General features: G+C 54.7%; 12 protein-coding genes, 5 tRNA genes and 1 other RNA gene. 6 read left to right on the plus strand and 12 right to left on the minus strand.

Features of this window, described 5'->3' with window-relative positions; all coding sequences use genetic code 11:
* The first annotated feature begins 200 nt into the window (after positions 1 to 200).
* Both JT31_RS11330 and cyaY read left to right on the plus strand, forming a co-directional pair.
* Positions 201 to 560 carry a DUF2620 family protein gene (locus tag JT31_RS11330; RefSeq protein WP_038483034.1) on the plus strand — a complete coding sequence of 120 codons (360 nt, stop codon included), beginning with the start codon at positions 201 to 203 and terminating at the stop codon, positions 558 to 560.
* A 63-nt stretch (positions 561 to 623) separates the two neighbouring features.
* Positions 624 to 944 carry an iron donor protein CyaY gene (gene cyaY / locus JT31_RS11335; RefSeq protein ID WP_038476891.1) on the plus strand — a complete coding sequence of 107 codons (321 nt, stop codon included), beginning with the start codon at positions 624 to 626 and terminating at the stop codon, positions 942 to 944.
* On the opposite strand, the gene cyaA is transcribed toward cyaY, so the two are convergent.
* Positions 945 to 3494, minus strand: coding sequence for a class I adenylate cyclase (gene cyaA, locus JT31_RS11340; RefSeq protein WP_038476894.1), 2550 nt, complete (start codon positions 3492 to 3494; stop codon positions 945 to 947).
* A gap of 287 nt (positions 3495 to 3781) precedes the next feature.
* Between cyaA and hemC the strand changes: the two genes are divergently transcribed.
* Genes hemC through hemY form a run of 4 tightly spaced genes read left to right on the plus strand, consistent with a single transcriptional unit; the run spans position 3782 to position 7868 of the window.
* A complete protein-coding gene (gene hemC, locus JT31_RS11345) occupies positions 3782 to 4723 on the plus strand; it encodes a hydroxymethylbilane synthase (protein ID WP_038476897.1) in 942 nt (313 codons plus the stop codon).
* Positions 4720 to 5466 carry a uroporphyrinogen-III synthase gene (gene hemD / locus JT31_RS11350; RefSeq protein ID WP_038476900.1) on the plus strand — a complete coding sequence of 249 codons (747 nt, stop codon included), beginning with the start codon at positions 4720 to 4722 and terminating at the stop codon, positions 5464 to 5466. Before hemC ends, hemD begins: the two co-directional genes overlap by 4 nt.
* An 18-nt stretch (positions 5467 to 5484) precedes the next feature.
* Positions 5485 to 6669 carry a uroporphyrinogen-III C-methyltransferase gene (gene hemX / locus JT31_RS11355; protein WP_038476903.1) on the plus strand — a complete coding sequence of 395 codons (1185 nt, stop codon included), beginning with the start codon at positions 5485 to 5487 and terminating at the stop codon, positions 6667 to 6669.
* A gap of 2 nt (positions 6670 to 6671) precedes the next feature.
* The gene (hemY, locus tag JT31_RS11360; RefSeq protein WP_038476905.1) at positions 6672 to 7868 is read left to right on the plus strand and encodes a protoheme IX biogenesis protein HemY; all 1197 of its coding nucleotides are present in this window, start codon (positions 6672 to 6674) and stop codon (positions 7866 to 7868) included.
* A 625-nt stretch (positions 7869 to 8493) separates the two neighbouring features.
* On the opposite strand, the gene JT31_RS23105 is transcribed toward hemY, so the two are convergent.
* From JT31_RS23105 to wzxE, 11 genes are all read right to left on the minus strand, one after another.
* Positions 8494 to 8607: non-coding RNA, RtT sRNA (locus JT31_RS23105), on the minus strand.
* Between the two features lie 34 nt (positions 8608 to 8641).
* A tRNA-Pro gene (locus tag JT31_RS11365) sits at positions 8642 to 8718 on the minus strand.
* A 95-nt stretch (positions 8719 to 8813) separates the two neighbouring features.
* A tRNA-Pro gene (locus JT31_RS11370) sits at positions 8814 to 8890 on the minus strand.
* Positions 8891 to 8923: 33 nt separating this feature from the next.
* A tRNA-Leu gene (locus JT31_RS11375) sits at positions 8924 to 9010 on the minus strand.
* Between the two features lie 15 nt (positions 9011 to 9025).
* Positions 9026 to 9101 (minus strand) — tRNA-His (locus JT31_RS11380).
* A 57-nt stretch (positions 9102 to 9158) separates the two neighbouring features.
* A tRNA-Arg gene (locus JT31_RS11385) sits at positions 9159 to 9235 on the minus strand.
* A 114-nt stretch (positions 9236 to 9349) separates the two neighbouring features.
* A complete protein-coding gene (gene thrP / locus JT31_RS11390; protein WP_038476908.1) occupies positions 9350 to 10735 on the minus strand; it encodes a bifunctional threonine/serine APC transporter ThrP in 1386 nt (461 codons plus the stop codon).
* Between the two features lie 257 nt (positions 10736 to 10992).
* The gene (gene wecG / locus JT31_RS11395; RefSeq protein ID WP_038476911.1) at positions 10993 to 11733 is read right to left on the minus strand and encodes a lipopolysaccharide N-acetylmannosaminouronosyltransferase; all 741 of its coding nucleotides are present in this window, start codon (positions 11731 to 11733) and stop codon (positions 10993 to 10995) included.
* 11 nt (positions 11734 to 11744) lie between these two features.
* Positions 11745 to 13106 carry an ECA oligosaccharide polymerase gene (gene wzyE / locus JT31_RS11400; protein ID WP_038476914.1) on the minus strand — a complete coding sequence of 454 codons (1362 nt, stop codon included), beginning with the start codon at positions 13104 to 13106 and terminating at the stop codon, positions 11745 to 11747.
* Entirely contained in the window at positions 13103 to 14182 is a 1080-nt protein-coding gene (locus JT31_RS11405) for a TDP-N-acetylfucosamine:lipid II N-acetylfucosaminyltransferase (RefSeq protein WP_038476917.1), read from the minus strand. Before JT31_RS11405 ends, wzyE begins: the two co-directional genes overlap by 4 nt.
* Positions 14179 to 15429: a lipid III flippase WzxE gene (gene wzxE / locus JT31_RS11410; protein WP_038476920.1), complete on the minus strand. Its 1251-nt coding sequence runs from the start codon at positions 15427 to 15429 to the stop codon at positions 14179 to 14181. The genes JT31_RS11405 and wzxE overlap by 4 nt, the downstream gene beginning before the upstream one ends.

Below are 15429 nucleotides of genomic sequence, written 5' to 3' on the forward strand. Positions count from 1 at the left end.
TTCTGCCGTCTATCATCGCAGGTGAACCCTGAAAAGCAATACTCTTCGTTACCCAGACCGCTGAAAATAGCCTTCCCGCAAACCAGGCAAGAAAATAATCTCTGGTTTACGCTACTTATGGGGCCTCCGTTCGGAAAATGCCGGGCGCCGCCTCCTCACTGCTCCAGGCTGATGCTGTTGTCTTTCATGAGGTAACGCAGATGAAACGGATTGGTATTACGGGTCTTGAACGTGAAGCAATGCAGAATTTAATCGAACGGGCTGCGCCCGGCAGGTTTACCACTCAGTTGGTGAGCGACATTGATGCAGCAAATTACGTTAAGCGAGGCGAACTTCATTACACTATCGGCGCATTTAAGTCGGGCATTGGTCCCGCGCTGGACGTTGCTGTAGCCGTACTCGGCCCGGAAAAATGCTGTACCGTGACGCGCCCCGGCTCCCCTGCCAGAGAGGAACAAATCGCCCGCTGGGTGCGGGACGGGAAAGTCGCCTTCGGCATCGCTATTGAAAACGCGCCGCACGCCGTTCCTTTGCTAGTGCACTATCTGGATGATGCCTGAGCGGCAGTTTCTAATTGACGGCGATGCTTTTATACTGCCCTGAAATCTCAACAGGAAGCAGACATGAACGACAGCGAATTCCACCTTTTAGCCGATAACCTGTGGCGTACTATCGAAGAGCGCCTGGATGACTGGGACGGCGATAGCGATCTTGACTGTGAGATCAACGGCGGCGTGCTGACCATCAGCTTTGAAAACGGCAGCAAAATCATCATCAATCGCCAGGAGCCGTTACACCAGGTGTGGCTGGCAACCAAAAGCGGCGGTTATCACTTCAACCTGAAAGGTGACGAGTGGATTTGTGACCGTAGCGGCGCAGAGTTTTGGCAATTGCTGGAAGAAGCCAGCACGCAGCAGGCGGGTGAAGCGGTTAGCTTTCGCTGATTATTGCTGATACTGCTGCAGCAGCGGCGCTGAGTTATCGTCCGGATTGACCGGCGCGGCTGTTGCCATTGACTGGGTGCGGAACGGAATGACCTGCATCCGGCCATCAACCTTCACAATCTGATAGAACTGCGGCAGGTTGAAGTTAATGAAGCTTGAGCCGTAAGTAAAGCGATCGTGGGACGAGGAGTAGAAGCGGCTAACGTCGCGCACCAGCTCTTCTTTGCTGCCTTCGCAGTGGTGATAAACCTCGGCGCGGTTGCTCTCATCCAGTATATAGATGTTGAAGCCCTGATCTTCGCTGGCCTCTTCAAAGAAGAACTGAATAATCCCTTCACTGGCAAAGCCATCCACCACCGCCGGCAGTTGAACCTGGTTGGTGCCTACCTGCACCGACAGGCCGTGCAGCTTGTTGTGCGAAATCGCGCCATAGAACTCAACGGCGTTTTCCAGCTTCTGCACGGAGACGTTCAGCCGCTCAAAGAACAGGCCCCAGGTCTGGCCGGAAACGCGCAGCGCTTTGAAGCGGCCCGGTTCCTGACGCGTGCTGGAAAGGCGGAATTCGATGCATTCAGACACCAGCTGCTGCACGCGAGTACGAATCAGGCCGCGCAGATGCTGGCTATAGCAGAAGACCTCGACGCTATCCGGCGGGGCTGCATCCTGGTGCATTTTACCGAGAATGGTTTTTAACGCTTCGATCATCGCCTGCTCGCCGTTGAAGTGCAGGGTACGCACCTCATTCCACGAGTTGCGGTACAGCAGATCAACGCTGCCAATCAGGCACTGCTGCTGCTCACCGAAGCTGAACACGTCCAGCTTGCGGAAGTCGAAGTGCACCACCTGATTGCGGAAGGCCGCCGTCGGGTCGTACTCGAGGTTGACGATAATCGCCAGATGGCGAATCTCGCACGGGCTGTACAACGCTTTCGGCGTTGGGGCCGGGAGACGCAGCGGGAAGTGATGGGAAACATCCGCCACCATTTCCTGCAGCTTAGGTAAGTCACAAATGCCGTTGCCCTTAATAAACAGGCGGGTACGCGAGGTCAGCAGGCCGTTAAAGTACGCCCATGCCACCAGCTTATTAAGATAACGGTTATATTCCAGCGGTTGATGGCTGACGATGGAGTCCATGTTTGGCGCGCGATTGTAGAGATACCAGCCGGAGCGGTTGGCTCGGCCTGGCGGCACATGGATAAAGGTCAGGTTCGGTTCAGAGAGATCCGGGGAAATTTGCGGGTTAACGAGCGTGACTTTGCCCGGCAGCGCTTCAAACGCGGCGTACAGCTTACGCGTTAACACGCCGATGTCCTGCGGGCTGGCCGAAACGCTAAGGTTGTTGCGGCGCGCAAAGCGGATCAGGTTGCGGTAGCTCTGCATCATCGCATCGAGCAGCTCGTTATGCGCTTCGCGTACCTGGTCGATTTTCCAGTTCGCCCGGTTATCCAGCATCGCCAGGCGGCTATCGTCCCAGCCCCAGCTTTTCACCATCTGGCTCAACACTTCACGACGCCAGCCAACACAGGTGCGCTCACGCGAGAGTTTTTCACAGACCTTCAGGTAGAAACAGCGGCGAACCAGGTCCAGGCGCGCATGATCTTCAATTTGCGTCAGGTACTCGGTAACGCGCTCCAGCATCATGCAGTACGGGTCGAGACCAAAAGAGACTATCTCGCCGTCGTGCAGGCGCTGCTTGATATCTTTAGCCAGCAGGCGGGTGTTCGGGTATTCCCAGGAGTAGGCTTCCAGCAGCAGCGTTTTCAGCACCGCCTTATACGGCGAATCGATGCTTTTATACAGCTGCCACAGGCTGGCACCAAAGTACTCTTCGGCGGACAGGGAGCTTAAGCCACCGAGATCCAGCCACTCGTTTGGCGTCAGCACGCCCTGAGCATAAAGGGTCATTACGTAATCGTCGTAATGCTCTTCTTCATCGCCCGGGACCATGTTCCACAGAATGCGTTTCCCGGCCAGACGCACGGCCGTACGGTAAAACTCGTCCAGCAGCAGGATGTGCTGGGTAGAACCGCAGTCTTCGCCGCCCAGGCTGCCGCTTTCGTTGTGGCGGAAGCGGTTTTCATCGATCAGGAAGAAGCTAACCTCGACGCCAAGGGACGCCGCCCAGCTTTCCAGCAGGCTGCATTTACGCTGCAGCAGCTGGCGCTCGTCATTATCGAGCCAGGACTGGTGACAAACCCAGATATCAAGGTCAGAAGAGCAGCTCTGCCCCACGGAGGAGGTGCTGCCCATAGAATAGAGGCCGGTGATCGGCAGTTCGCCCGCTGGCGTCTCCTGAGGCGGCATGCCGCGCTGCAGTTCGAGTTCGTCCAGGTAGTGGCGTTGGGTTTCATCAGGCGTGTAGATGCAAATGCCACAGGGAACGTTACCGTCAAGGTAACCTGGCATCAGCGGGTGATGATAATGTAATAACGTTGGCAGTAGACTGTAGACCTGTTGAAAGGCAGGCCCCATAGCAGCAAGCGCACGATCTACGCGCAGTTGGTTGATGGCATCCAGTCTCTGTTTAAGTGTCTCAATATAGAGGTACAAGACGTATCGCCTGATGGTTTCAGTATTACGAAAAAACCCGTTTCCTGGTTGTTGTCCCCATTATTATAAACGATCGGGACAGCAATTGCTGGAAACGTGATCAATTTAACACCTTGCCTGTTGACCGTAAAGAAAGATGCGCTACCAAAGTGGTAGAGACCCTGGCCACAGGCTGTTTCTTCCATAATACGAATCACGTCCCTCTGTTGCCGCAGAAACCGCCGAACCTGACAGCCTTCCGCTAAGAGTGGTAGGATGGTCGGTGGACGATAATTACGGTAACAAGCATGTTAGACAATATACTCAGAATTGCCACTCGCCAAAGTCCCCTTGCACTCTGGCAAGCACATTATGTTAAGCAGCGCCTGGAAGCCTTCCACCCGCAGCTCACCGTTGAGCTGGTGCCAATGGTCACGCGCGGCGACGTTTTGCTGGATACCCCGCTTGCCAAAGTGGGCGGTAAAGGACTGTTCGTTAAAGAGCTGGAGCTGGCAATGCTGGACGGGCGCGCGGACATCGCCGTGCACTCGCTTAAGGATGTCCCGGTGGAATTCCCTGAAGGTCTTGGGCTGGTCACCATCTGCGAGCGTGACGATCCCCGCGACGCCTTTGTCTCCAATCATTACCAAACGCTGGATGAGCTTCCGGCCGGCAGTATCGTGGGCACCTCAAGCCTGCGTCGCCAGTGCCAGATAGCCGAACAGCGTCCCGATTTAGTGATTCGCTCCCTGCGCGGCAATCTCGGTACCCGTTTGGGTAAGTTAGATAAGGGCGAATACGATGCCATTATTCTTGCCGTCGCCGGGCTAAACCGCCTTGAGATGCAGGATCGCATTCGCTACGCTCTGCCGCCGGAAGTGTCTCTGCCCGCCGTCGGTCAGGGTGCAGTTGGCATTGAATGCCGCCTGAACGATGAGCGCACCAAAGCGCTGCTGGCTCCGCTGAATCACCATGAAACCGCCATTCGCGTCAGCGCAGAACGCGCGATGAATATGCGCCTTGAAGGCGGCTGCCAGGTGCCAATCGGTAGCTATGCCGAGCTGAAAGATAATGAACTCTGGCTTCGCGCATTAGTCGGCGCGCCTGACGGTTCCGTGATGGTACGCGGCGAACGCCGTGGTAAACCGGAAGATGCCGTAGCCATGGGCGTTTCACTGGCGGAGGAGCTGCTGGATAACGGTGCTCGGGAGATCCTCGCTGACGTTTATGATGGAGATGCTCCCGCATGACGATCCTTGTCACCCGCCCCTCCCCTGCCGGGGAAGAGTTAGTGAGCCGTCTGCGCGCACTCGGGCAGGTGGCGTATAGCTTCCCGCTTATCGAGTTCTCGCCCGGCCGGCAGCTGTCACAGCTTCCGGCCCAGCTTGCGGCGCTTGCGCCCGGCGATCTGGTCTTTGTTCTTTCGCAGCACGTGATTGACTATGCCGCCCCTCTTTTGCGCCGCAGCGGTATCCCCTGGCCAGATAAACTAAGCTGGTTTGCCATAGGCCGGACAACCGCGCTGGCTTTTCATACCGTCAGCCATATTCCCGTTCGTTACCCACAAGATCGGGAAACCAGCGAAGTCTTGCTACAATTACCTGAATTACAGAATGTTGCCGGCAAACGCGCGTTAATTTTACGTGGAAACGGCGGGCGTGAACTGCTGGGTGAAACGCTCGAGGCACGAGGCGCTGAAGTCAGCTTCTGTGAGTGTTATCAGCGAAGCGCTATTATTTACGATGGAATAGAAGAAGCTAACCGCTGGCATGCGCGAGGGATCTCGACGCTGGTGGTCACCAGCGGTGAAATGCTGCAGCAGCTGTACATGCTAACGCCCGACTGGTATCGCGAAAACTGGCTACTTCGCTGCCGGTTGCTGGTTGTCAGCGAGCGCTTAGCGGACCTTGCCCGGGAAATGGGCTGGCAGAATATTCGGGTCGCCGCGAATGCGGACAATGACGCGCTGCTACGTGCGTTACAACACACCTAACAATAACAGGACGCCACAATGACGGAACAAAATAACTCCTCCGCCATGGTTGAGGAAACCACACCCGCGGTGGAGACGCCATCGCAGCCCGAGCCAGCGACGAAGAAAAATCGTTCCGGCGTGGCGGGTATCGCGCTGGGAGCGATTGCCATTGCGATTGCTCTGGCGTTAGGCGGCGGGCTTTATAGCTATGGCAAACATCAGGTATCAACCCAGACGGCGACCAGCGATGCGCTGGCTAATCAGCTGATTGCCCTGCAGAAGCAGCAGGAAACGCAGAAGAGCGAATTTGATGCCACGCTGAAACAGCAGGCTACCGCACTCAGCGATGCCAATAAGCAGCAGGCAGCCCTGGCGCACCAGTTAGATGAAGTGCAGCAAAAGGTCGCGACAATTTCCGGCAGTGACTCGAAAACCTGGCTGCTGGCACAGGCTGACTTCCTCGTGAAGCTTGCGGGCCGTAAGCTGTGGAGCGATCAGGACGTTACAACAGCCGCGGCGCTGTTAAAAAGCGCCGATGCCAGCCTGGCCGATATGAACGACCCGAGCCTAATCACCGCTCGCCGTGCGCTAACGGATGATATTTCAACGCTGTCTACGGTGACCCAGGTCGACTACGACGGGATTATTCTTAAGCTGAATCAGCTCTCTAACGGCCTGGATAACCTGCGTCTTGCCGATAACGACAGCGATGATTCACCGATGGATTCTGACAGCGGCGAGCTGTCAGGCACGATTACCGAATGGCGTCAGAACCTGGTGAAAAGCTGGCATAGCTTTATGGATAGCTTTATCACTATCCGCCGCCGCGATGAAACTGCAGTGCCGCTGCTGGCACCGAATCAGGATATTTACCTGCGCGAAAATATTCGCTCCCGCCTGCTGGTCGCCGCGCAGGCTGTACCACGCCATCAGGAAGATACCTACAAGCAGGCCCTGGACAATGTGTCTACCTGGGTGCGTGCCTATTACGATACGAATGATTCAGCCACCAAAGCATTCCTTGAAGAGCTTGATGGCCTGAGCCAGCAAAGCATCCATATGGATATCCCGCAAACGCTGCAAAGCCAGGCGCTGCTGGAAAAATTGATGCAAACCCGAGTACGTAATTTACTTGCCCAGCCGGCAAGCCCTGCGATCGATAACGCACAGCCAGAGGCAGCGCCAGCACAACCTGCGCCTGCCGCAGGCCAGGGGGAATAAGCATGATTAAAGTCTTATTGCTCTTCCTGCTGCTGATTGCAGGCATCGTTCTGGGCCCAATACTGGCAGGTCACCAGGGTTACGTATTAATCCAGACCGACAACTACAACGTTGAAACCAGCGTAACCGGCCTGGTCATTATTCTGATCCTGACGATGGTGGTGCTGTTTGCTATCGAATGGGTATTGCGCCGTATTTTCCGTACCGGTGCCCGTACCCGCGGTTGGTTCCTGGGCCGCAAGCGCAGCCGTGCCCGTAAGCAAACTAAAGCCGCACTGCTAAAACTGGCCGAAGGCGATTATCAGCAGGTTGAGAAGCTGATGAGCAAGAATGCCGACCACGCTGAACAGCCGGTGGTGAACTATCTGCTTGCCGCAGAGGCAGCTCAACAGCGCGGCGATGAGATTCGCGCCAATCAGCATCTTGAGCGCGCGGCCGAACTGGCGGATAACGATCAGCTCCCGGTCGAAATCACACGCGTTCGTTTGCAGCTGGCACGTAATGAAAACCACGCGGCACGCCACGGCATTGATAAGCTTCTGGAGGTCGCACCTCGCCATCCTGAAGTCCTTCGTCTGGCCGAGCAGGCTTATTTGAGAACCGGCGCGTGGAGTTCGCTGCTGGATATTCTACCCGCAATGGAGAAAGTGCAGATCGGCGATGAAGCCCACCGTGAAGTACTCCAGCAGCAGGCCTGGATCGGGCTCATGGATCAGGCGATGGCCGATCAGGGCAACGATGGCCTGAAGGCCTGGTGGCGGAATCAAAGTCGGAAAACGCGTCACCAGACAACGCTGCAGGTGGCAATGGCCGAACATCTCATCGAGTGCGACGATCATGATGCCGCGCAGGAGATAATCATCGACGGGCTGAAGCGCCAGTACGACGATCGCCTGGTGTTATTGATGCCGCGCCTGAAGTCGGGTAATCCGGAGCAGTTAGAGAAAGTCCTGCGTCAGCAGATCAAAACTCAGGGCGATCGTCCTCTGCTGCAAAGCACGCTGGGACAGTTGCTGATGAAACATGGCGAATGGCAGCAGGCAAGCGACGCATTCCGTGAGGCCATTAAGCAACGTCCGGATGCTTATGATTACGCCTGGCTGGCAGATTCTCTCGATAAACTGCACAAGCCTGAAGAAGCGGCAACCATGCGCCGTGATGGCCTGCTGCTGACCCTGCAGAACAATTCCAATCCATAATTTAAGGCGGCATTCTGCCGCCTTCCCTTTCCTGCACGCAAAAAAAAAACACCTGCCATAAGGCAGGTGTTAAAACAGGTCTGTTTGACAACTAAGTGGTGCTTCACTCAACGTTATGTCCATGGTGTTGGATGAGACCCCATCGGGGCGACATCTGTCGGTGGACGATAAGCACCGTAATCGGCTCTGCGTCATTCCTGGGTTTATGAAGCCTAAGCGAACATAAGAAGTGGAATGAGCATCTACGAATTTATTATTGCACAATGCATGCCAGGTTTGCATTTAGAAACTAAGCCAACCGCTAATATTAGTAGTTTCATAGTATTAGCATAACCGAAGTAACCCTTTCAGATGCCCCGGCATTCCCTTCATCACGAAAAGCTTTTGTCTCCTTAAGGAGACGAGTTAGCGCTTTATTTATAAATTACTTTAAAAACAAAGAACTATATGTCTCCATTTAGAGACATGAAATGACCCTCCTGTCGTGTCTGGGCGACAGTAACGACAGATAGCAACATCAAGGCTCAAAAGGCAGGGTTGGGGTATCTGGCATTAATGAGGGCGGGGGGATGGGTAGAACGCGAAAAAGCAAAAAGACCAGCTCGAAAGCTGGCCTTTTCTAAAGTGGTCGGCGAGAGAGGATTATTCCCCTGCGGGCCGTTGCTAAAGCAACGTTGTCTCGCTACGCTCGGCTCAAACCTCCTTCGGAGGTTCTCATCCTCTTTGAGCTTCAGATGCAAAAAGGCCAGCTCGAAAGCTGGCCTTTTCTAAAGTGGTCGGCGAGAGAGGATTCGAACCTCCGACCCACTGGTCCCAAACCAGTTGCGCTACCAAGCTGCGCTACTCGCCGAAATACTGCTCTTACTGCGGCCTTCAACGTGCCTGTGACCTTTTACGGTTCAGTGTTGAAAGCAAAAACCCTTCTTCAGAAGGGCTTTTTAAAATTGGTCGGCGAGAGAGGATTCGAACCTCCGACCCACTGGTCCCAAACCAGTTGCGCTACCAAGCTGCGCTACTCGCCGAAATACTGCTTTTACTGCTGATTAATTTAGGTGTGGTGCGAAGAGAGGGACTTGAACCCTCACGTCCGTAAGAACACTAACACCTGAAGCTAGCGCGTCTACCAATTCCGCCACCTTCGCATACATCTAAATTAATGGGGTGGCTAATGGGACTCGAACCCACGACAACTGGAATCACAATCCAGGGCTCTACCAACTGAGCTATAGCCACCACTGTAAAACTTTCACGCGGTACATAATACCACCGCAGCTCTAGCGCCATTATAAATGGTGCGCCCGACAGGATTCGAACCTGAGACCTCTGCCTCCGGAGGGCAGCGCTCTATCCAGCTGAGCTACGGGCGCGTAGCGCCGTTGCGGGGTCGGATAATACGGGCTTCGTGCTCAGCTGTCTAGTGGTTATTTCAATAAAATACGCGCAAAACTGCGCGTTTGGTTATGCTTTGCGCATCCTGATGCTTATCCGTTCAGTTTTTCACTGGCGGCGTACTTATTCAGGCCAAATACCTTATAAACCAACGTCACGGCAGCCAGGAAAATCACCCCAACCGTCAGCGACATCCTCGTGTCTTCATTCAGCCCCATGCCAACCAGAACGCACACAAGGAAGGCCATGGTCAGGTAGTTCGCCCACGGGAATAAAATGGAGCGGAACGGATGGCTGGCGATGGCCTCGCGGTGCGCCTTACGGAAGCGAACCTGGCTAATCAGAATCACAAACCACGGCACCATCCCGGGCAATACGCTGGCGCTGTAGACGTAAACGAAGACGCGCTGCGGATTAGGAATGATGTAGTTGAGGCAGGAGCCAAGCAGCAAAATAACGATAGAAATAGCGACGCCCACAACCGGCACGCCACTGCGTGAAACGGTGGCCATTTTAGCCGGAAGCTGACGGTTTTTGGCAAGGGCATACAGCATGCGCCCGCAGCTGTACATGCCGCTGTTACAGCCGGACAGTGCCGCCGTCAGAACAACGAAGTTAATAATTCCTGCCGCCGCCGTAATACCAATCTTCGCAAAGGTCAGCACAAACGGACTGCCGGTGGTGCCAATCTGGTTCCATGGGAAGATAGTCACGATAACGAAAATCGCCCCCACATAGAAAATCAGAATACGCCACAGCACTTTACCCACGGCGCTACGCAAGGTGACCTGCGGGTTTTTCGCTTCACCGGCGGTAATACCGATAAGCTCCACGCCTTGATAAGACGCCACGACAATACACAACGCGGTCAGGAAACCTTTCCAGCCGCCGGCAAAGAAGCCGCCGTGCTCGGTCAGGTTGCTAAAGCCTATCGCCTGCCCATGGTTGCCAAAACCGAAAAAGATAACGCCAAGGCCAACGACGATCATCACAATGATGGTGGTGACTTTAATCATCGCAAACCAGAATTCTATTTCACCGTATAAACGCACCGCGGCCAGGTTCGCTAGCGCCACAAGCCCGACGGCAAAAATGGCCGGCAGCCACTGGGGCAGATCCGGGAACCAGTATTGAACATAAACGCCAATTGCCGTTATTTCGGAGATGCCGACCGCCATCCACATAAACCAGTACGACCACGCCGTAAGGTAACCGAAAAAGGGGCTCATATAGCGGTGCGCGTAGACGGCAAAAGAACCGGCTACGGGCTCAAGGAATAACATCTCCCCCATTGAACGCATAATGAAGAACACGAACAGGCCCGCAACAATGTACGCCAGCAATACCGACGGCCCGGCCCATTTTAGGGTACTGGCGGCGCCCATAAACAGGCCAACACCAATGGTCCCTCCCAGGGCGATAAGTTCGATGTGTCGAGCTTCCAGCCCGCGCTGCAGCTCTGCTTTTTTCTCTGCCATAAATCCTCTGTATTGTGTTTGCTTTTACTCCGGTTTTTACCGGTTATTGTGTTTGGTTGTTGCCAGGCTCAATAACAGGCCATGCAGCGTCGGCAAGAGATTTGCTGGCGCAACATCACTACGGCACTGCATCGAGTGGGCGCAATGGTTCCGTATTTTTTACAAAATTACAAATAACTGCGTAACAAACTGGCCTAAGTCTGGTGGGAAATTGCGCAGAGAAAGCAAAACGCGCCCGGATGAGCGCGTTGGAAGATTTATAGCTTGCCGGTCAAATGCCAGCGCTGATAGCGCAGCAGCCGCAGCTGCCGTTTAATGCGGGTCGGCTGTGAAAGCAGGCGATATAGCCACTCCAGGCCGAGATTTTGCCAGACCTTTGGCGCTCGCTTTACGCGTCCGGTAAAGACGTCATACGTGCCGCCAACGCCCATATAAAGCGCCTGAGGATGCACTTTTCGGCACGCCTGCATCAGGATCTCCTGGCGCGGAGATCCCATCGCCACCGTGACAATCGCGGCGCCGCTATCACGAATGCGCTCAAACAATGCCTGCCGCTGCTCGTCCGTAAAATATCCATCCTGACTGCCGACGATATTGACCTGCCAAAGCTGGCGTAATTTAGCCTCAGTCTGGGCCAGAACCTCGGGCTTTCCGCCGACCAAAAACACCGGAGTACCTTCCTGACCGGCCCGCTGCATCAAGGCCTCCCACAGATCGGCACCGGCTACGCGGTTCACTACGGCCTCTGGGTATTTTTTACGGATAGAGCGAACAACGCTGATTCCGTCGGCATATTTATATTCCGCCGCGGCAATAAGGCCACGGATTTGCTCATCATCTTCGGCCGTAAGGACTTTTTCGGCATTGATTGCCACTAACGTGCCCTGACGCAAGTTGCCCCCCGCATAGAGATAATCCAGCGCATGCTGCATATCTCGCCACCCCAGCAGGTTCAGGCCACGGATGTTATAGGAAGGGGCTTCAGTAGAGTTGTTCATGAATATCCTTGTCATGCATTTTGCGTGTCGGCAGCAGGAGCAGGCACGCGGCGCAGGCGCTGATGAATAAGCCCTGCGCTTTCAAAAAGCCAGTAAAGTAGTTTTGCCACGACCAGGCAGGCGCCAAAAATGACGAGGAAGAACACCACCCGTGAGACAAACGAGTCCAGCCCCTCGCGGGCCAGAACGATCATATTGAAAATCGCGCCAAAGCAGAACGCGTAGATTATCGCGGCTTTATAGCGGTTGCTTTCCCCGTTCGCCAGCTCATAGAGCCAGTCAAACCATTTGATAATCAGCCCGACGACAACCGCGCCCAGAGGAATAAACCACACGCCTCCCATCACCACCAGCGAGCCAATCAACGTTGGGGAAATCGCCAGTCCCGAATGGTTGTTCAGCACCTGCCAGGTGAAGTAGTTCGCGGTATTAAGCACCGTTCCCGGGCGATCTGGCCATACCCAGCTTGGGATGAAGACGTAGAAATCGCGAATAATCGGCGCCAGCCCCTGGAACTCGATCTTGTCGTAGTTTTGCAGCAGCAGGCCAAGGTTTTCCCACGGAGAGAACGTATCGCGAGTCAGATAAAGGAAGGTATAAAACGCCTCGTCCCCGCTGACGCTCAGGCCATAACGCTTCAGCGCCAGCCAGAACATCCCAACAATTCCCAGCACGCCAGCAGCAGCCAGCATCCAAAGCGTGATCCAGCCGCGAATAATGCCAATGAACAAGAAGATGGCAAAGGCGATGATGATATTAGCGCGCGTCCCGCCAACAATCATGTACGTCAGCAGGCCGAAGGCAACGGTGCTAACCAGGAAGAAGATCCAGGCCCGGCTGTCCTGACGCAGGAAGTACACCACCAGCATCGCTGGAATAAAGAAATAGAAGAAGCGCTTGAGCGCTACGCCTGACACTTCACTGGAGAAAATTTGGCTGTACGAATGCAGCTTAAACAGCAGGAAGCCATTATGGGCGAAGAAAATGCCGACGCTGACCAACGCCACCAGCACCAGCATCAGCCAGGTCAGGTGCGTCTCCACCCGGTTCATGGTAAACAACGGCCGCCGCGCTTTATGCTCAACCTTCGCCCTGAGCCGGGTTTTATAGGTCACATAATAAATGCCGTAGAAGCAGGCTGCCGCAAGCTGAGCCTGCAACAGCACGTCTGCCGGCACCACCGATACGCCAAAACGGAACACCAGGGTACAGGTAAACGGAAAGCCGAAGAAAAAGGTCAGCAGATAAAGCAGCGAAAAGAAGACGTTGAAGTTAAACCGCACGCGGCGAAACTCCTGATACGTCAGCAGCCCGATAAACCCGACCGACAGGAACCAGACGACAAATAACCCGCCAAATTGCGCCAGACTCATTTTTGCTCTCCTGCCGCGATGCTCAACGCGTGATGCCACCCATCGATATAGTTAGGGTTAAAGAAAGCGATGTTTTGTTTATCCAGTAAGCGTAGCTGGCGCTGAGCTTCCCGCACGGTCGCTTCATCAAGCACATCCCCGGTAAATAGTACCGGAACATGCTGCTCGACCATATCCTGCCAGAACGGATTTTTGCGGTTCAGCACGCAGGGGATCCCAGCCTGAATCAGCAGGCACAGCGTGCCAATACCCTGCTGGCGTTCAAAAATAAAATAGCCGAGATCGCACCGGCGCAGCAGTGCCAGGTATTCATTGAATTCAATTTTTTCCGTCAGTAGCTGGAGGTTTTCCGGGCTAAACAACGCGCGGCCGGCCTGTTGCACCTCAGCAATATAAGCTTCGTTATTCGCCGGATAGCCCATCGGCACGACAACGCGAACCGTGTCGCCAAACTGCTGGTGAATGGCCTTCAACGCATCAACATGCTGATTACTGCGATCGCCTGAATTCCCCACCAACAACGTTAGCTTCTCGCTATGTTGTCGATCGGCCGCCATTTTATTGAGGCTCGGATCCATGCGGGTTGGGAAATACAACAGTTCACCCGGCACACGTGGATGACGCTGATGGAAATAGCTTAAATCCCCACGCGTAGCAAAAACGCGTCCCACGCGCCCCTGGGCAAACCGGCGCAGCCGGTAAAACAGACGGAACTTAATGCTGCGCGAAACCTCATACAGGTCCGCACCCCAGATATGCCAGTTCATCTGCTCAGGCTTCAGGCCACCGGTTAACAACGCAACCCAAAGGCTGCTGTTAAACTGTCCGTGGAAAAAGAAACGTTGCTGCCGGTTCGCTCGGGCTTTAGCCAGAACTTCAGCGGCAATAGCCTGCTTCGAAGGGCAAAGCGTGATCGACAGCGCCGGAAAAGCGGACAACAGGGATTGATCCCCGGACACCACGATAAATTCTCGGGCATGGGGAGTCGTGGCGGCCAGAACGTCGCTAAAGAAACGCAATACCGTCTGATTATGATGCGGGATATCAGATCCCAATACGTGAATCAGTGTTGTCATGCTCGTCTACGATAAATAAGGAAAACGCCACAGCAGAGCGCAAAATAAACAATATAGGTTGCCATGTAGGCCTGGGCCGCACCCAGCGCACCGTGGGCCGGGATCAGCCAGCGTGAGAAGCCGGTTAACAGGGCAAACTGACTGATTTCAGTCAAAATATAAAAACGCAGTGACGCCTTAGCGATGACCAGATAGCCAAACACGTAGGCACCCACTTTCAATACGTCGCCGACAAGCTGCCAGGCAAACAAATCGCGCATGGCGACGAACTTGGGTGAAAACAGCAGCCAGATAGCAAAATCGCGCAGCAGCCAAACCGTCAGGCTTGCCGCCGCCACCGCGGGCAGAACAAACTTTAACGAGCGCACGATTTCGCGCGTAATGGCACTTTTTTCCTTCAGGCGGGCAAGCGTGGGCAGCAGATAAACGCTAAAAGACGCCGTAATAAACTGCAAATAAGCATCTGAAATACTGCTTACCCCTTGCCAGATCCCGACTTCGTCCCAGCTGTAGTGCGCCGCCAGAAGGTTTCGCATCATCACGTAGGCCACGGGGAGCGTGACTGAGGTGATCAGCGCCATAATAGTAAACTTACCAAGATGGCTGGCCAGCAGTTTATCCCAGCTCGGCTTCATATAGCTCAGCGGAACGTGTTCACGCCTGACGAGCATGATGACCGCAGGGATAACGAGCAATGCAGGCACCAATGCCAGGCCTAACAGCGCCCCCTGGTAACCGCCAAAATGATAGCAGGCATAATAAGCCAGCACGCCGATGACGCTGCCGGTAATCAATGCAAGAGCGTTACCTGCGGCGTCACGAAAACCCTTCATGACGGCCAGCGACAGGTTTGCCCATGCAATCCCCATCTGGACCAATGCCACCAGGCGCACCAAATTCTGGTAATCAGCATGGCCGAATAGCCCGACGCTGATTGGCCGCGCGGCCAGGACAAAAATCACCGCCAGCAGCGAAGAAAAGCCCAGCACCATCGCCGAGGATGTGCCGAGCACCCGCTTCAGCTGTTCCGGGTTGTCATGATGCTCCGCAACGTATTTGGTGACGCCGTTAAATATACCCGCCCCGGCAAGCACGCCCAGCACGGTAATCATTTGGCGGAAGTTACCGGCCAGCCCCACGCCAGAAGGGCCAAAAGCAACGGCCAGCATTTTGACTACCAGTAAACCGGCACCAATTTTTACCAGCGTGGACCCTGCGGTCCACACTGAAGCTTTAGCTAACGACAT

Origin of the sequence: Cedecea neteri (genome assembly GCF_000757825.1) — a bacterium.
Lineage (GTDB): Bacteria > Pseudomonadota > Gammaproteobacteria > Enterobacterales > Enterobacteriaceae > Cedecea > Cedecea selenatireducens.